Genomic DNA, 14974 nt, shown 5'->3' on the forward strand with positions numbered 1-14974 from the left:
GTTTCTTCGAGGGGCTTCTACTACCATGCTATGGAAAAATATCGACCCCGAAAGCGTTGATGGCACCTATAAGCTAACATATGAAGAAGAAAAAGCGCTTTATATCTGGTTTATTAGGCGTTTGCTGGAAGATGGTGAGATCAAACTTGCTCGCCATGGAAAGTTCCTCTCAGGAAGCATCGACAAGCAGATCGAAGCTTTTGAAATAGCATTTCCCAAAACTGAGGATGATATGGATTGCGATGCATTTGAAGGATTTTGGTTTTTGAGTGAAAACTGCCCAGCGGGTATTGTCTGGATTCACGAAAACGGTTACCAGGATTGGACTTAGATAATGATATTTTAACATTCTCCTCGTCATTTAGGACGGGGAGAATGTGTGCGCCCAGCATGGGCGCGATCTTAGAGGTGAAAGTCCTCCCGTGAGTTGACCACAGCGAGCGAAGATAAAAACCGGGTGGGCCGCATCATGCAACTGAACCGGATTAAAGCTGCACGCGGTTATAAATCACCAAATCGTATCGCCGGCAGACCTGCAGTGGTCGCTCCTAATCGCGTGTAGCGGCAGTTTACCGTTGTCCGGGCCAATCAGGTCTGGGTTACCAATATTACTTATATCCACACCTGGCTGGGATGGTTATATCTGGCAGTAGTTAACGATCACTTCGCCCGTAACGTGGTCGGCTGGTCGATGAAGCCCACTCTCTCACGCAAACTGGCACTACAGGGTCAATATCGGCTTCAGCTATCAATCGCCAGCACTGAAATAACTCCTTGATGTCACTGAAGGTCACCCTCGTCGGTGGCAAACCGTTTGCTGCTTTTGCGCGCAGCCCCTCTCCCGCGCGAGGTGGCGGATGCGCAGCGCCGCGGCAATCGCTTGACACTGTACATTAATACAGTAAAACTATCGCCCGCGATCAGCATACAGAGGACAGAAGATGTTTGTGGAACTGATTTATGACAAGCGCAATTTTGCCGGGCTGCCGGGCGCCAGAGAGACCATTCTTAACGAGCTGACCAAACGCATGCAGCGCATTTTTCCGGAGGCGGAGGTGCGGGTGAAGCCGATGATGACGCTCCCGGCGATCAACACCGACGCCAGCAAGCATGAAAAAGAGCTGATCAGCCGCACGGTGCAGGAGATGTTTGAAGAGGCGGACATGTGGCTCACTGAAGAGTAATGCCGCCCGTCCCTCGCGGCCCCCCCTCTTTAAGAGCTTTCCCGGATGTGGCAGAGCCACGGGCAACAGTACAATAGCGGCGGTTGCAGACTGGCAATGCAACCTTCGCTCACCTGCTGGCTCTTGCATACGGCCAGCAGGTGAGCCTCCCCTCATCTCCTCACAGCGTCTCCGGCAGCGCCGCCATTATCCGATCCACCAGCTCGCGATGCTGATGCACCTTCCCGCATTTAACGATAACCTGCCTGGCGTTGTCATAGCCCGGCGCCCACAGACGGTTGTTGAGCAGAACGTCCTTGTAGACCGCGATCAGCGGTTTGTTCCACGCCGCCGCCATGTGCACCACCGAGGTGTCCGGGGAGATAATCAGCTTCGCCTGGGCAATCAGCGCCATCGCATGGTGCAACGTGTTAAATGGATTAACCACCACCTCCGGCGGCAGCGGGATGCGGATCTCGCGCCGGTGATCGAGCAGAATCACCGCGATCCCCGGATGGCGAGCCAGCAGCTTGTCGAGGAGTTCGGCCAGCTGCGTCTGCGAGAGACTCCGGTCGGCATGGCCGGCAAAAATATTAATCACTACCGCTTTTCCGCTCAGCGACGCCAGATACTGCGCCACCTCCTGCATAATCGGCCCGGGGATCGCCAGGTCGTAAGCATCCAGCCCGCAGGTGTCCAGTTTGAGATAATCGGCGATCAACTCGAACGTTTTCGTCACGTGCCAGCGCTGGCAGTCAAAATCAAAAGAGTGGGAGTAGTGCTTAATCGACGGCCATTTATTAAACCCGAGCACCGATTTCGCTTTTATTTGTCGGAAAAGCCGTAGACGATGCACGGGAATATCGAACAGCGAAGGGTCAATAATAATATCGTACTTATTATTAGCCAGTTCATTAATAACGTCGCGGGGAACGTTATGATTAAATTTTCGCAAAAAATCGGCGGACGTGACCGGGTCAGCTTCATAAATATGGCGGATCCGCGGGTTATAACGCATCACCTGGCTATTAGAGGTCGTCAGCAGGAAATCAACGATATAGCCTGACTGATGCAGGCATTTCACCAGCGCGGAATCCACTACCACATCGCCGACCGCCCCCTCATTGCGCATCAGTAAGACGGTTTTCGCAGACGACAAATCCACCGGCTGACGGCGTCGGCGATCCCAGAGCGCTTTCGCCACTCCCACCCGCAGGGCATTACGTACTTTCTTAGTAAAGTAATTTCGCCGTCTGTTGAGCTCCCTTATTTTATTAAACTTCTTGCGTGGGGAACCCTGCATGGTCGCATCGTGCATCATCCTAACCTCATTACGGCAATCATTAATATTCTGTGTCGTCCGATAAAGACTGAGCGAAATAAAAAAAGTTCGATTGAAAATGAAAATCATTCTTTTTTTTATTTACAAAACTCATCCAGCCCTGCGGGATTGCAACACAGCACTGTGAAGCAATAATGAGCGAATGGTGAATTTCCCGGCCCACCGTTGGCAGGCTGGCGCAACAGCGCTAAGCTGGCTGCTTTATGCTGTCAGGAGGACGCTATGCTTGAAGCAGTAGAAGGTAATATCCACCAGCGCCTGTGCGCGCTGCTCGACGAACACCAGGCGCGCTACCGGGTGATGGCGCACGACGCGGTCGGCCAGTGCGAAGCCGTCTCGGCGATCCGCGGCACCGCGCTTGGCCAGGGCGCGAAAGCGTTAGTCTGTAAAGTAAAAGGAAACGGCGTCAACCAGCATGTGCTGGCGATCCTCGCCGCCGATCAGCAGGCCGATCTGGCCAGCCTGGCCCGGCATATCGGCGGCAGCAAAGCCTCGCTGGCCAGCCCGGCGGAAGTGGAGGCGCTCACCGCCTGCGTGTTCGGCGCCATTCCCCCCTTCAGCTTCCATCCGGCGCTGCGCCTGGTGGCCGACCCGCTGCTGTTTGAGCGCTTTCCACAAATCGCCTTTAACGCCGGGCGCCTGGACCGGTCGATCATTCTCGATACCGAAGACTATTTACATATCGCCCGACCGGAGATCGCGACCTTTCGCCGTCTTAGCTAACCGGGCATCGGCCCTGATTTCCTCCGCATGGCGCAAAAATCCTGTTTATTCACGCCACGATGCGTAGAGTAAGCGGGATATTTTTTGGCTTTCTTTTTTTGGCAAGGACCTCTGTACATGTTTGATACCACCCTGTTGATCCTGCTGGGTCTGGCGGCGCTCGGCTTTATCAGCCATAACACCACCGTAGCGATCTCCATCCTCGTGCTGATTATCGTGCGCGTCACGCCGCTGAACGCCTTCTTTCCCTGGATTGAGAAACAGGGACTGACCGTCGGGATCATCATTCTGACTATCGGCGTGATGGCGCCCATCGCCAGCGGCACGCTGCCGCCGTCGACCCTGATCCACTCCTTTATGAACTGGAAATCACTGCTGGCGATTGCGGTCGGGGTGTTTGTTTCGTGGCTCGGCGGGCGCGGCGTCTCGCTGATGGGCTCCCAGCCGCATCTGGTGGCCGGACTGCTGGTCGGTACGGTGCTCGGCGTCGCCCTGTTTCGCGGCGTCCCGGTCGGGCCGCTGATTGCCGCCGGGATCATCTCGTTGTTTATTGGGAAGTCGTAGCCAGGCTGCCGTGATAGCGGCCCGGCGTCTGTCCGAGCCCTTTCTTAAACATGGTGATGAAGGCGGTGGTGGAATCGTAGCCCAGCGCCTGGGCCGTCTGCTGCACCGTCTGCCCGCGGATCAGCTGCTGCAGCGCAAGGATCAGCTGCAGCTGATGGCGCCAGCGGCGAAAGCTCAGCCCCGTTTCACGCACCACCAGCCGCGCCAGATTGCGCTCGCTCATCGCGAACTCCGCCGCCCACTGGCTCAGGGTCTGCCAGCGCGCCGGATCCTCGGCCATCATCGTCACCATCTGGCGAATTTTCGGGTGGTTCGATACCGGCAGTTGCAGGTGCTCCTGCGGCTGCCGGGGCAGCTCATCAAACAGCACCTGCACCAGCCGGGCCGTGGCAGGGGCGGCCAGCGACTCGCCGCCGCGTTCCGCCAGGGTGAGGATCAGCTCACGCACCAGCGGGGAAATCTTTAACGTACAGCAGCGGTCCGGCATCGGCGCGGCGCCCGGCTCGATGAACAGGAAGCACACCTGGGCGCCGGGGGTGGCGCGGTTACTGTGGGAAAGCTGCCCCGGGACCCACACCGCATACTGCGGCGGCACCATCCACATCGCGTTCTCCACCTCGCAGGTCAAGGCGCCGTGCAGGGCGAGGATCAGTTGCCCCTTACGGTGGGAATGCGCCGGAATATACTGCTCCGCCTCCACCACCCGAATACGAAAGGCAATAGCCGATTCGTGGCCACTGTCCGGTTCATAACCATCCAGACCCAGTCCGATCATCATGTTGTCCGATATTAGCGATAATCTGTCATTTTAGCTTGATTTAAACAGGGGACAAAGTCGCTATCGTAACCCCCCTCGTTAGTTACCTTGAGAATGATATGTCTTCTGTGATCTCCTCCACCGGCCGCCGCCCCGCGCTGCTGATTGCCGGTATCCTGCTCATCGCCACCACCCTGCGCGTGGTCTTTACCGGCGCGGCGCCGCTGCTGGACGCGATTCGTAGCGACTATGGCCTGACCACCGCGCAGACCGGGCTGCTCACCACCCTGCCGCTGCTGGCCTTTGGCCTTGTCTCGCCGCTGGCGGCTGGGGTTGCCCGCCGGTTCGGCATGGAGCGCAGCCTGCTGCTGGCGATGCTGCTGATCTGCGCCGGCATTGCCCTGCGCTCCCTGCCCTCCGCTGCATGGCTGTTTATCGGCACGGCGGTGATCGGCTGCGGCATTGCGCTGGGTAACGTGCTGCTGCCCGGGCTGATTAAACGGGATTTCTCGCAGCATGTCGCCCGGATGACCGGCGCCTATTCCCTGACGATGGGCGGCGCGGCGGCGCTTGGCTCGGCGCTGGTGGTCCCCGTGGCGATGGCCGGATTCGGCTGGCGCGGGGCGCTGCTGCTGCTGATGATCTTCCCGCTGCTGGCGCTCGTCAGCTGGCTGCCGCAGTCCCGGCGTCAAGCGGAGGCGCCGCTGACCGGCTCAGGCGCCATGCATAACCGGGGGATCTGGCGGTCGGCGCTGGCCTGGCAGGTAACGCTGTTCCTCGGCATCAACTCGCTGGTCTATTACGTGATTATCGGCTGGCTGCCGTCGATTCTGCAGAGTATGGGCTATAGCGAAGCGCAGGCCGGCTCGCTGCATGGCCTGCTGCAGCTGGCGACCGCCGCACCCGGCCTGGCGATACCGTTGATCCTGCATCGGCTGCGCGACCAGCGTGGGATCGCGGTGCTGGTCGCCCTGATGTGCGCCATCAGCGCCGCCGGGCTGTGGCTGCTGCCAGGGCTGGCCATCGGCTGGACGCTGCTGTTCGGCTTTGGCTCCGGGGCCACGATGATCCTCGGCCTGACGTTTATCGGCCTGCGCGCCAGCTCGGCGCACCAGGCCGCGGCGCTGTCGGGGATGGCGCAGAGCGTCGGCTATCTGCTGGCCGCCTGCGGGCCGCCGCTGATGGGCAGGATCCACGATGCCAATGGCGACTGGCATATTCCGCTGCTGGCGGTGGCGCTGATTTCGCTGGTGATGGCGGTCTGCGGCGCCCTCGCCGGGCGCGACCGGGAGATTCATCCCTGAAGATGACCGGCAGCGCCCGCTGCCGGTAGGGTTATTGTGCCGCGGCGCGCAGCAACGCCTGCACCAGCGGCGCAGGACGCCCGTCCAGCGCGTGGCGTTCATGTTGAAACAAGGTGGCGACAAAAAACGGGTGCGTCACCAGCTCGACGGCGCGGATCTCGCCCTCTTCATCCCAGCCGGTGACGCGCAGATCGCCCTGCTCCAGCTCCGCGGCAAACGCGCTGTCCACCCCGTAGCGGCAGTGGTAGCCCTCTTCAATGCTCTCCCGACCATAGGCGCGGGCAATCAGCGTATTCGCCCGCAGCTCGACGACGGCAGAAGTCTCCACCAGCGAGCAGCTGGGGGGAGCGATCACCATCCGCCCTTCGCTGTCGGTTTCCGCATGACCCGCGTCCTGCCAGCCGAGCACGTTACGGGCGTATTCAATCACCGCATGCTGAAAGCCGCCGCAGGTGCCGAGGAAAGGAATGCTGTTTTCACGGGCATAGCGGATAGCGGCAAACGCGCCTTCCGGGTGACGATACGGGCTGCCGGGAACGACCCAGACGGCATCGTACTCCGCCAGCGCGTCGCCGGAGGCGATCGACGGGGTGGCGAGCCAGTCATATTTCACCGGCTGCTCCAGCACGGCGGCAGCATCGTCTATCGCCAGGGGAATGGCCTGATGGGCAACAATATCGGGGTGATAATCGCCGACGAGGGCGAGGCGTAAAGGGGTTTTCATAGCAGGTTCCTTATGTCTGGACGAGACGAGCAGCACAAGGCACGTCAGGATAGCGATCCCCTCCGCGGAACACAATCCTTATTTTCACCCCACCGCCGTGGCCGGTGGGTGAGGTATACTGGAGCAAGCGCAAAAGGGAGAGAGGATGAAAAGTAAGCTTTTGGTCAGCGCCTGCCTGATGGGATTCCAGGTGCGATATAACGGTAGCGAGAAAGCGCAGCTGGCGGCGACCCTGTCCCGCTGGCAGCAGGCGGATCGTCTGGTGATCCACTGCCCGGAGCTGGCGGCCGGTCTGCCGACGCCCCGCCTGCCGGCGGAGATCCTCGGCGGCGCCGGCGGCGATGTGCTTGCCGGACGGGCGCGGATAGTGGAAAGCGACGGCCGCGACGTCACGGGACATTATCAGCTGGCCGCCTGGCTGGCGCTCAGCGCCGCCCGGGAAGCGGGATGTCAGGCGGCATTACTCACCGACGGCAGCCCCACCTGCGGCAGTCAGTTTATCTATGACGGTTCCTTTCGCGGGCGGCGCAAAGCGGGCGCCGGCGTGGCCGCCGACCTGCTGCGCGCTCACGGCATCACGGTATTTTCCGACGGGCAGATCCCGCAGTTGCTCGCCTGGATGGCACAGAGGGAGCAGGATGATGATTCAATGTAAACGGGTGTACGATCCACAGGAAAGCAGCGACGGCTATCGGGTGCTGGTCGACCGTCTCTGGCCGCGGGGGATTAAAAAAGAGGCGCTGGCCTGTGATGAGTGGTGTAAAGAGTTAACGCCGTCCGCTGAGCTGCGGAAAGCCTTTCACGGCGAGGCGATCGATTTCGACCACTTCAGCCAGCGCTATCGTCAGGAGCTCGACGCCCATCGCGAAACGGGCCTGCGGCTGGCGGCGCTGGCGCAGCGCCAGCCGCTGACGCTGCTGTACGCCGCGAAGAACACCGAGCAGAATCATGCCCGGGTGCTGGCCGCCTGGCTGGCGGCCCTGCCGGTTACGATTTAGCCGGATGGTCCCGGCGCCATAGCGCCCACTCATCGAGGGTTTCGCCGCTGGGCAGCTTGCACTGGGTGCTGACGCCCTGCGGCGTTTGCACCGGCACCCGGGTGCCGCCGGATTGCTGGCAGTAGACCGACGCGGGATTGGCCATGCCGATGGTTTTCGTCGGCGCGGTGGGCTGCGGCTGGGCGCAGCCGGCCAGCGCCAGGGGCAAAATAGCCAGTAACTTTTTCATCTTTTCTCCCTTTCTTCAATTCCCGGGGATTTTAGCCTGAATCTCCACGTTTTCTCCATCTTGCCTGCACTTTTCCCCCGTAGATTAACCCTTGTTCTCGAACTGACCAGAGAACAGATCATTCCATAATCAATGAGTTTTTCCCCGTCTCCCCCGACGGGGCTTTTTTCCCGCCGTGTCGACAAGTATTCCCCAGACAGATGTGATAAATTTAAAAATATCACTGTTTACTCGACGCTGATGTCCGTTTGCAGCCCAATATGCTGGGGTGACGTTTGGCGTGCTGGAGCTGTATTATTCATGTCAGATTTTATTCTTGCCCGGGTGTCGCAAACCCTCGCTACGGAACAGTCCCTGGAAACCCTGGTGCGCCAGCTGCTGGAGATGCTGGAGGCGGTGACGCGAATGGAGTCCACCTACCTTACCCGCATCGATATTAACGCCCAGCGGCAGCAGATCATGTTCGCCCACAACAGCAGCGAAATGCAGATCCCGGAAGGATTTTCCGTCCCCTGGGATGAATCTCTGTGCAAACGCGCCCTTGAGGATCAGTGTACGTTTAGCAATGACGTCGCCCGTCGCTGGCACTCCTGCATCGCCGCCCAGGAGCTGGGGATCGCCACCTTTTTAAGCATTCCTGTGCGCCTGGCCGACGGCTCTCTGTTCGGCACCCTCTGCGCCACCAGCCGGCAACAACAGCCTTATAACCTTGAAGGTGAACAGGTCATGGGCCTGTTCGCGAAGCTCATTTCCCACTACGTGGAAAAAGACACCCTGGTGCAACAGCTGCAGGCGGCAAACGTCGCGCTGGAGCTGCACTCGTCGACAGATGAGCTCACCCAGCTCCCTAATCGCCGCGCGCTGTTTAAGCAGCTGGCGCTACGCTTTGCCTCCGCCCGCGCTCAGCAGCAACAGGTCGCGCTCATTTTTATCGATCTCGACGGTTTCAAAGCCATTAACGATCGATTCGGCCATCCGTGCGGCGACAGCTTTCTGGTGCAGGTCGGCGAACGACTCACCGCCGTCGCGCGCCGTGACGATATCGTTGGCCGCCTTGGCGGCGATGAGTTTTTGATCGTCGGTAGCGCCCAGCCGCCCGCGGCGCAGCAGGCGTATGTCACCACCCTGCGCCAGGCCCTGTGCGGCGTCTACTTCCTCGGCGAACAGCGTATCAACTATGAGGGCGCCAGCTTCGGGGTGGTCATCTGCGATCCGCAGAGTATCGATGTTGAAGCGGCCTTACGCGCTGCCGATGAAGCGATGTATCAGGATAAGAAGTCTCGCCGGCAGGAGAATTTTATTCATATTGACTAAAGTCACGCGATATCCAGTATCATGCTGGGCATCATTCGTGGGTACAGGGACACTATCATGAAATTAGGTATTCTTTTCCCGGTGGCGATCTTTATCATCGCCGTCGTCTTTCTCGGCTGGTTTTTTGTCGGCGGCTATGCGGCGCCGGGCGGGGCATAATGAAAAAAAGCACCATTATTATGCTGGTTGTCGCCATCGTGGCGGTGGCCGGCGCCCAGTTCGGCTGGTGGTGATCGCCGCGGCGATATTGCGGAGTTGTCCTATCCCATCAATAAGTTAACGCTTTACACTCACGTTATCCGCCGCGGCATTCTCGGCCCCGGGGAAAGAAAAATAGCGGGAGAAGTAAGGATGAAAAAACCGATCGTGTTACCGTTGATTATTGCGCTGTGCACGCTGTTATCGGGATGCATTGTTGACGATGGCTATCACCACCATCGCCATCACCACCATCATCACTATCATGACGATGATTAATGCTTCACGCTGTTGATGAGCCGATAAAACAGGGCGAACTTTGGTTCGCCCATTGACGCTTAATCCTGACGCTCGTCGCCGAGGAAAATAAAGCCGAGCGGAATAGCGAAGAGCGCGGTAAAGACGATGCTGTAAACCGTCACCATCGCCCCCTGCAGGAAGAACATGGACGTCGTCCACTCCGAGTACGGCATATTGTACTCGCTCACCACGCCGCCAAAGGTCGCCCGTCCCACCACCGCCAGCGCGATAGCAAACACCGCCGCGAGCGACAGACAGTATTTTTTGCAGTTTTTATTGCTGAGGAGTTTTTGCAGAATCATCCGGGCTTCCTTTTTGCTGAGCGATAAACGGCTGTATATGTAACACCAATGCAATAAAAAATGAAGGGTTTTTGTTACAGGGCAGAATAAGAGGCGGCGGGCCGGTCTGTGGGTAACCGGCCCGTGGGGATCAGGACTGCAGGGTAGCCAGGCGCGCGGCGAACCCAACGAAAACCAGGCCAATCAGGCTGTTGCCAAGTTTGGCCAGCTTCTTGCGGGTTTTGACGTAGCGGGTGACAAACGAGCCGGAGAGGATCAAAAAGCTCATATAGCAGAAGCTTATCACCTCGAGGGTCAGCGCCAGAATAAAGAACGCCACCCCGGGTGCTTTGGCGTTGACGTCGATAAACTGCACGAAAAACGACACATAAAACAGAATCGCTTTCGGGTTGGTCAGACTCAGGGTCAGGGAGCGCTTAAGGATTGCGCTCGCCGGCTCTGCGCTGGCGTCGGCCTGGCCGTCACGCTGGGTCAGCACCGCATAGAGCATTTTGCCCCCCAGCCACAGCAGGTAAATCGCCCCGAGGTAACGGACGACGTTAAACAGCACCGGCGTGGTCTTAATCAGCGTCGCCACGCCGGCAAAGGCCAGAAACATCAGCACCGCGTCGCCAATAAAGACGCCCGCCGCCGCCAGATAGCCTTTCTTCACGCCGTGGGCAATGCCCGTCTTCAGCACAAAAAACGTATTAGGGCCAGGGACGAGGATGATAAACACCGCCCCGACCAGGTAGGTCAAATAATTCAGAACACCAAACTCAGCGAACACTCTGCACTCCTTCGCGCACGACTAAAACATGATCCGGCTCACGTTACCCCAACTGTCGGGATTTTGAAAGCGCAGCCTGTGCGGGAAGGTTAATAGACGGAGGGTTCACCCAGCGGGCGGGTTTTAAAACGGCGATGCACCCACAGATACTGCTCGGGGGCGCGCAGGATCTCGCGCTCAATCACCTTGTTGATATAGCCGGCGGCGATCTGCTTATCCTCACCCGGATAGTCATTCATCACTTCGCTAATGTGCAGGCTGTAGCCCTGGCGATCCAGCTTGCGCACCATGCTGATGCTCAGCATTTTCGCCCCCGATAAACGGGAAAGCACATAGGTGCCGTTGGTGGTAGCCGCCTGCGGGACGGAGAAAAACGGCGCAAACACGCTGCCCTTGGGGCCGTAATCCTGGTCCGGAGCAAACCATACCGCTTCGCCTGATTTTAAGGCATGTACCAGGCCAGTCAGATTGTTGCGATCGATCATCGCTTTGTTCGAGCGCAGGCGACCGCGGGTTTGCACCCACTCCATCAGCGGACTGTTGTGCGGACGATAGGTGGCCATCATTGGACGACACAGCCCCATGGCGCGCCCGCCCAGCTCCAGCGACATAAAGTGTACGCCGACGACCATCACCCCTTTCCCGCCGCTAAGCGCATGATTAAGGTTGGCAAAGCCCTCGACATCAAACCATTTTTTAACCCGCTCATCGCTCCAGAACCAGGCCATGCCGGTTTCGATCAGTCCCATTCCCAGCGACATAAAGTTTTGATCGATCAGGGTCTCGCGCGCCGCCGGCGACATCTCCGGGAAGCAGAGCTCAATATTGCGCCGGGCGATATGTTCGCGGCGTTTGAGAAAGCGTCGGGAAAGACGACCCGCGCTGGTGCCGATAAAATGCAGCAGCGGATAAGGCAGTTGCACGATCAACCAGAGAATGCCGAGCCCGAACCAGGTCAGCCAGTTGCGCGGGTGTAAAAGTTGTTTATGAAATACGCAGGCCATGATTTTTCCTGTAAACATTAATTATGTGGTAACGCTTAAGGAAAACAGAGTCCATTTATCATCATTAGGCGGTACGTACAGCAAGTTCGACAATACTAATCCGGCGAAATTCCTTCCGGCAAGTAAAAAACTGCGTGCTGACAAAAAAACATAATTGCGGCACAAATGTTACTAAATGTAAACTTAAATCTTGCGGCCCTTTTAATATATTCATCATGTATATCATTTTCACGCTAATCATCCGCGTTACTAGCAGAAAAAACCGAATTCTTCACCGGGGGCGCCCTGCCTGCGGGGAGATGTCGTCCGCTAAGCCGCGCGGCCAGCGGCGTGGCGCATCGCGTCGCGTCGTCATTTGTGGGCGTGATAATTAAAGCGTGCGCGCCGTGGAATGCATCCTGTTTAATCTATCAGCATAAGGAAGATTAAATTCGCCTTAAGACAATAATTAAGAATAGGCTTATTTAAGCCTGCTTTAAAAATACTCGTCTTTTCCTGCGGAGGCATTTTAATGGCGCCCTCGCCGGCTGCTAAAAAAATATTTCTTTACGCCTCGCGCATAAAAACAGGCGGGGGTGAATGACGGACAATGATCCGCCGCCGGTTTGCACTCGCGTCGGGTGATTGAGAGAACAACGCGGCCAGGGCGCGAACCACGCCCTGGCCGTATAGGATCAATAGGTGTGGAAGTATTGCTGGATCAACTGCGGATTTTTCGTCTGCGTCAGCGCCGTCATCAGCAGAATACGCGCTTTCGCCGGGTTGAGGGAATCGGCCACCAGCCCTGGCTGGCTGTCGTCCGGGGGCACCACGCCGCTGCCGGTGCGGGAGGCGCGCACCACCACGATACCCGCCTGCTGCGCTTTTTTAATACCAGCGGCGCTACGTACCGATACAGAACCCGCCCCCGTGCCGACGTAAATAATACCGTCGGCATGATGGGCGATCGCCGCATCGTACATATACTCCGGGTCGTCCTGGTAACCATAGATGATCACCACTTTCGGCAGGGCCTTCAGCTGACGCACATCGAAGACCGAGCGCAGGGTGTGAATTTTATCCACCCGCGTTTCAAACTGGGGTTTTCCCCCCACCACGACGCCAAGATAACCCTCCTCCGGCGCCCGGAAAGTATCCAGCGAGGTGGCATTGGTTTTGGTGACGAAGCGCGCCGCGCCGATGCGGTCGTTAAGCACCACCATGACCCCGCGCCCGCGGGCATCCGGGTCGGCGGCGACGGTGACGGCTTCCAGCAGGTTCATCGGCCCGTCGGCGCTGATCGCCGTCGCCGGACGCATCGCGGCGGTAAAGACCACCGGTTTATTGCTTTTCACCGTCAGATTGAGGAAATAAGGGGTTTCATCGAGGGTGTCGGTGCCATGAGTGATCACCACGCCATCGACATCATCCCGGGCTAATAACGCATTCACCCGCTTCGAGAGCTGCAGAATAATATCGCTGGTCATATTCTCACTGCCGATATTCGCCACCTGCTCACCTTCGACATGGGCGATTTTACTTATTTCCGGCACGGCGTTAATCAGCGTCTGCACGCCAATTGCCCCGGCCTTATAGCCCGTCGTCTGGGTATTGCTGGCCGCCGAGCCGGCAATCGTCCCACCGGTGGCTAAAATGACAATATGCGGTAAGCGCGTCTCGCTAAACGCCAGGCTGCTCATCGTCAGTAACGCAATGGCAAGTAATGCTCTAAAATTCATACAAGTCACTCCCTTCATAGACATTAATCAAACTTACGCTTGCTTAATGCAAAGGGCTTGCCAGAATTGATATCTTTTACGGGGGGTAAATGGTTAACTATCAGACAATAATAAGGTTCTCGCATCAACATCGCCCAAATCTGGTGCATGACTGGATCTGAACCGGGCAAGCGCCATGAACCCATACATTATGAGTTTTTACCCTTTCAGCAACACACAACACGCATTGGGATCAGATTATCGACACTTCCGTCACCCTCGAGGTCATTTATGCCCGCCGGGTGACGCGAACGGAGAACAGAAATGCGTATTGCCCTGAAGTCGGCCCTGATGCTGACCACCAACGTCATTCAGATCATTAACCCTGATTTGCACCGGCATATGCAACGAACGGCCTTAATCGCCCTGACGCTGGCGCAAAGGTTGGGGCTGCCTGCCGAGCGGCAGCAGACCATCTTTTGCGCCGCGCTGCTGCACGATATCGGCGTACTGGGTGATAGACGCACCATTCATTCGCTGGATGCCATCGATAATATCCACGATCCGCATCAGCGCCAGGGGGCGGCGATGCTCGAGGGGTTAGCAACCTTCCGGCCCATCGTCCCCTTTATTCGCGACCACCACTTTAGCCCGGAGCACCGCGGTAGCCGCGAACAGCATATTGTCTATTTCGCCGATGCCTTTGAACGGCTGCTGCCGGCGGATAGCCGCGTGACCGCGTGGCCCACGCGGGCAGTGGTGGAGCAGTTCGTCACCCTGCACCGGGAGATCGATCCGTTACTCTGCGATACCCTGTGCGAGGTCGCTGAAAATGCGAGCTTCTGGCAGCACCTGCATCCCGGGCATATTCAACGGCTGCTGGAAATTATTGCCCCCATCAACACGCTGTATCTGGATATTGACGGTCTGAAAGATGTCTGCCTGCTGATTGCCAAAATTGTCGACACCTACAGCAGCTTTACCGCCAGCCACAGTATTATGGTGGGGGAAATCGCCCGCCAGCTTGCCCACTGGATGCAGCTGCCGGAGCCCATCTGCCAGCAAATACAGGTTGCCGGCTATCTGCACGACATTGGTAAGGTTTATATCCCTCTTTCTATTCTGGAAAAAGAGGGGGAGCTGGATGACGACGAGCTGAGCCAGGTACGCGAGCACAGCTACATGACCGGGGATCTCCTTAGCGACTACAGCGAGCTTGGCGACATTATCAACTGGGCCTCGAATCATCATGAAAAACTGGACGGCAGCGGCTACCCTCTGCATCTCGAAAAGGATCACCTGACCCTCGCCGACCGCATTATCTCCATCGCCGATATTTTCACCGCCCTGACCGAAGATCGCCCTTATCGTAAAGGGATGGCCTGGCAGGAGGCCTTACAGATTATGGAAACGGATGTTATAAATGGCGCTCTGGATCGCGATGTCTTTCTCGTTTTGCGCCACCATGCGGAAACGCTACACGCCATCATTCTTCAGACCCTCGAACACCCCCGCAGCGAGCACCGTCCCTGAAGCGGACCGCCGTCGTGACGGGGACGGGTTCTATAATTAAAACAGCTTCATCT

Annotated in this window: 19 protein-coding genes and 2 pseudogenes; 13 read left to right on the top strand and 8 right to left on the bottom strand. The window is 57.8% G+C overall.

Translation table 11 applies throughout. From position 1 onward, the window contains the following. Nucleotides 1-25: 25 nt before the first annotated feature. From ABLV04_RS23760 to ABLV04_RS23770, 3 genes and pseudogenes are all read left to right on the top strand, one after another. On the top strand, nucleotides 26-331 hold the full coding sequence (locus ABLV04_RS23760; protein WP_050584164.1) for a DUF596 domain-containing protein: 306 nt from the start codon (nucleotides 26-28) through the stop codon (nucleotides 329-331). Nucleotides 332-448: 117 nt separating this feature from the next. Next, nucleotides 449-724 (top strand): annotated as a pseudogene (locus tag ABLV04_RS23765) (IS3 family transposase); the annotation flags it as partial. Between the two features lie 217 nt (nucleotides 725-941). Next, complete coding sequence (locus tag ABLV04_RS23770; RefSeq protein WP_004203750.1) at nucleotides 942-1184, top strand: DinI family protein; 243 nt, start codon at nucleotides 942-944, stop codon at nucleotides 1182-1184. Between the two features lie 160 nt (nucleotides 1185-1344). Here ABLV04_RS23770 and ABLV04_RS23775 read toward each other — a convergent pair whose 3' ends face one another. After that, on the bottom strand, nucleotides 1345-2481 hold the full coding sequence (locus ABLV04_RS23775; RefSeq protein WP_180265798.1) for a glycosyltransferase family 9 protein: 1137 nt from the start codon (nucleotides 2479-2481) through the stop codon (nucleotides 1345-1347). On the opposite strand from ABLV04_RS23775, the pseudogene ABLV04_RS23780 reads away from it, so the two are divergent. The 3 genes and pseudogenes from ABLV04_RS23780 to ABLV04_RS23790 all read left to right on the top strand — a co-directional run bounded on the left by ABLV04_RS23780 (nucleotide 2476) and on the right by ABLV04_RS23790 (nucleotide 3792). Beyond that, nucleotides 2476-2632: pseudogene (locus tag ABLV04_RS23780) on the top strand (hypothetical protein). The gene ABLV04_RS23775 and the pseudogene ABLV04_RS23780 sit on opposite strands and share 6 nt — an antisense overlap. A gap of 95 nt (nucleotides 2633-2727) precedes the next feature. After that, nucleotides 2728-3228 (top strand): YbaK/prolyl-tRNA synthetase associated domain-containing protein, encoded by a 501-nt coding sequence (locus ABLV04_RS23785; RefSeq protein WP_023289251.1) that lies wholly within the window; start codon nucleotides 2728-2730, stop codon nucleotides 3226-3228. Between the two features lie 117 nt (nucleotides 3229-3345). Then, entirely contained in the window at nucleotides 3346-3792 is a 447-nt protein-coding gene (locus ABLV04_RS23790; RefSeq protein WP_004203746.1) for a DUF441 domain-containing protein, read from the top strand. Here ABLV04_RS23790 and ABLV04_RS23795 read toward each other — a convergent pair. After that, nucleotides 3776-4570, bottom strand: a complete 795-nt coding sequence (locus tag ABLV04_RS23795; RefSeq protein WP_072096654.1) for a helix-turn-helix transcriptional regulator — start codon at nucleotides 4568-4570, stop codon at nucleotides 3776-3778. The genes ABLV04_RS23790 and ABLV04_RS23795 overlap by 17 nt on opposite strands. Nucleotides 4571-4677: 107 nt before the next feature. Here ABLV04_RS23795 and ABLV04_RS23800 point away from each other — a divergent pair, with 107 nt between their 5' ends. Continuing rightward, the gene (locus tag ABLV04_RS23800) at nucleotides 4678-5853 is read left to right on the top strand and encodes a CynX/NimT family MFS transporter (RefSeq protein WP_072096660.1); all 1176 of its coding nucleotides are present in this window, start codon (nucleotides 4678-4680) and stop codon (nucleotides 5851-5853) included. 31 nt (nucleotides 5854-5884) lie between these two features. On the opposite strand, the gene ABLV04_RS23805 is transcribed toward ABLV04_RS23800, so the two are convergent. After that, nucleotides 5885-6577 (bottom strand): CTP synthase, encoded by a 693-nt coding sequence (locus ABLV04_RS23805; RefSeq protein WP_348816253.1) that lies wholly within the window; start codon nucleotides 6575-6577, stop codon nucleotides 5885-5887. Between the two features lie 145 nt (nucleotides 6578-6722). Between ABLV04_RS23805 and ABLV04_RS23810 the strand changes: the two genes are divergently transcribed. Beyond that, complete coding sequence (locus ABLV04_RS23810; protein ID WP_023289247.1) at nucleotides 6723-7232, top strand: DUF523 domain-containing protein; 510 nt, start codon at nucleotides 6723-6725, stop codon at nucleotides 7230-7232. A gap of 4 nt (nucleotides 7233-7236) precedes the next feature. Then, a complete protein-coding gene (locus ABLV04_RS23815) occupies nucleotides 7237-7575 on the top strand; it encodes a DUF488 family protein (protein WP_072096655.1) in 339 nt (112 codons plus the stop codon). On the opposite strand, the gene ABLV04_RS23820 is transcribed toward ABLV04_RS23815, so the two are convergent. After that, nucleotides 7565-7804: a DUF333 domain-containing protein gene (locus ABLV04_RS23820; RefSeq protein WP_023289245.1), complete on the bottom strand. Its 240-nt coding sequence runs from the start codon at nucleotides 7802-7804 to the stop codon at nucleotides 7565-7567. The two genes, ABLV04_RS23815 and ABLV04_RS23820, sit on opposite strands and share 11 nt — an antisense overlap. A gap of 300 nt (nucleotides 7805-8104) precedes the next feature. On the opposite strand from ABLV04_RS23820, the gene ABLV04_RS23825 reads away from it, so the two are divergent. The 3 genes from ABLV04_RS23825 to ABLV04_RS23835 all read left to right on the top strand — a co-directional run bounded on the left by ABLV04_RS23825 (nucleotide 8105) and on the right by ABLV04_RS23835 (nucleotide 9595). Beyond that, nucleotides 8105-9118 carry a sensor domain-containing diguanylate cyclase gene (locus ABLV04_RS23825; RefSeq protein WP_032452474.1) on the top strand — a complete coding sequence of 338 codons (1014 nt, stop codon included), beginning with the start codon at nucleotides 8105-8107 and terminating at the stop codon, nucleotides 9116-9118. A 57-nt stretch (nucleotides 9119-9175) separates the two neighbouring features. Beyond that, nucleotides 9176-9277: a YoaK family small membrane protein gene (locus ABLV04_RS23830; RefSeq protein ID WP_004150782.1), complete on the top strand. Its 102-nt coding sequence runs from the start codon at nucleotides 9176-9178 to the stop codon at nucleotides 9275-9277. A gap of 192 nt (nucleotides 9278-9469) precedes the next feature. After that, a complete protein-coding gene (locus ABLV04_RS23835) occupies nucleotides 9470-9595 on the top strand; it encodes a hypothetical protein (RefSeq protein ID WP_004203733.1) in 126 nt (41 codons plus the stop codon). A 59-nt stretch (nucleotides 9596-9654) separates the two neighbouring features. On the opposite strand, the gene ABLV04_RS23840 is transcribed toward ABLV04_RS23835, so the two are convergent. The 4 genes from ABLV04_RS23840 to fraE form a co-directional block, all read right to left on the bottom strand. Next, a complete protein-coding gene (locus ABLV04_RS23840) occupies nucleotides 9655-9918 on the bottom strand; it encodes a DUF2534 family protein (RefSeq protein WP_004203731.1) in 264 nt (87 codons plus the stop codon). Nucleotides 9919-10048: 130 nt separating this feature from the next. Further along, nucleotides 10049-10687, bottom strand: coding sequence for a leucine efflux protein LeuE (gene leuE / locus ABLV04_RS23845; RefSeq protein WP_004203730.1), 639 nt, complete (start codon nucleotides 10685-10687; stop codon nucleotides 10049-10051). Between the two features lie 89 nt (nucleotides 10688-10776). Beyond that, nucleotides 10777-11691 carry a kdo(2)-lipid IV(A) palmitoleoyltransferase gene (gene lpxP / locus ABLV04_RS23850; RefSeq protein ID WP_023289231.1) on the bottom strand — a complete coding sequence of 305 codons (915 nt, stop codon included), beginning with the start codon at nucleotides 11689-11691 and terminating at the stop codon, nucleotides 10777-10779. Nucleotides 11692-12365: 674 nt separating this feature from the next. Next, nucleotides 12366-13409, bottom strand: a complete 1044-nt coding sequence (fraE, locus tag ABLV04_RS23855) for a fructose-asparagine asparaginase (RefSeq protein ID WP_023289230.1) — start codon at nucleotides 13407-13409, stop codon at nucleotides 12366-12368. A 303-nt stretch (nucleotides 13410-13712) separates the two neighbouring features. Here fraE and ABLV04_RS23860 point away from each other — a divergent pair, with 303 nt between their 5' ends. After that, a complete protein-coding gene (locus tag ABLV04_RS23860) occupies nucleotides 13713-14921 on the top strand; it encodes an HD domain-containing phosphohydrolase (protein ID WP_023289229.1) in 1209 nt (402 codons plus the stop codon). Nucleotides 14922-14974 lie beyond the last annotated feature (53 nt).

The sequence above is a fragment of the Klebsiella sp. JN_Kp127 genome (assembly GCF_040062505.1).
In the GTDB taxonomy this organism is placed as follows: Bacteria; Pseudomonadota; Gammaproteobacteria; order Enterobacterales; family Enterobacteriaceae; genus Klebsiella; species Klebsiella quasipneumoniae.

What these genes read in the sequence shown, in the direction of transcription:
- ABLV04_RS23760 (WP_050584164.1), top strand. Translation starts at nt 26, where the DNA reads ATGCTATGGAAAAATATCGACCCCGAAAGCGTTGATGGCACCTATAAG.
- ABLV04_RS23770 (WP_004203750.1), top strand. Translation starts at nt 942, where the DNA reads ATGTTTGTGGAACTGATTTATGACAAGCGCAATTTTGCCGGGCTGCCG.
- ABLV04_RS23775 (WP_180265798.1), bottom strand. Translation starts at nt 2,481, where the DNA reads ATGCACGATGCGACCATGCAGGGTTCCCCACGCAAGAAGTTTAATAAA.
- ABLV04_RS23785 (WP_023289251.1), top strand. Translation starts at nt 2,728, where the DNA reads ATGCTTGAAGCAGTAGAAGGTAATATCCACCAGCGCCTGTGCGCGCTG.
- ABLV04_RS23790 (WP_004203746.1), top strand. Translation starts at nt 3,346, where the DNA reads ATGTTTGATACCACCCTGTTGATCCTGCTGGGTCTGGCGGCGCTCGGC.
- ABLV04_RS23795 (WP_072096654.1), bottom strand. Translation starts at nt 4,570, where the DNA reads ATGATGATCGGACTGGGTCTGGATGGTTATGAACCGGACAGTGGCCAC.
- ABLV04_RS23805 (WP_348816253.1), bottom strand. Translation starts at nt 6,577, where the DNA reads ATGAAAACCCCTTTACGCCTCGCCCTCGTCGGCGATTATCACCCCGAT.
- ABLV04_RS23810 (WP_023289247.1), top strand. Translation starts at nt 6,723, where the DNA reads ATGAAAAGTAAGCTTTTGGTCAGCGCCTGCCTGATGGGATTCCAGGTG.
- ABLV04_RS23820 (WP_023289245.1), bottom strand. Translation starts at nt 7,804, where the DNA reads ATGAAAAAGTTACTGGCTATTTTGCCCCTGGCGCTGGCCGGCTGCGCC.
- ABLV04_RS23825 (WP_032452474.1), top strand. Translation starts at nt 8,105, where the DNA reads ATGTCAGATTTTATTCTTGCCCGGGTGTCGCAAACCCTCGCTACGGAA.
- ABLV04_RS23830 (WP_004150782.1), top strand. Translation starts at nt 9,176, where the DNA reads ATGAAATTAGGTATTCTTTTCCCGGTGGCGATCTTTATCATCGCCGTC.
- ABLV04_RS23835 (WP_004203733.1), top strand. Translation starts at nt 9,470, where the DNA reads ATGAAAAAACCGATCGTGTTACCGTTGATTATTGCGCTGTGCACGCTG.
- ABLV04_RS23840 (WP_004203731.1), bottom strand. Translation starts at nt 9,918, where the DNA reads ATGATTCTGCAAAAACTCCTCAGCAATAAAAACTGCAAAAAATACTGT.
- lpxP (WP_023289231.1), bottom strand. Translation starts at nt 11,691, where the DNA reads ATGGCCTGCGTATTTCATAAACAACTTTTACACCCGCGCAACTGGCTG.
- fraE (WP_023289230.1), bottom strand. Translation starts at nt 13,409, where the DNA reads ATGAATTTTAGAGCATTACTTGCCATTGCGTTACTGACGATGAGCAGC.
- ABLV04_RS23860 (WP_023289229.1), top strand. Translation starts at nt 13,713, where the DNA reads ATGCGTATTGCCCTGAAGTCGGCCCTGATGCTGACCACCAACGTCATT.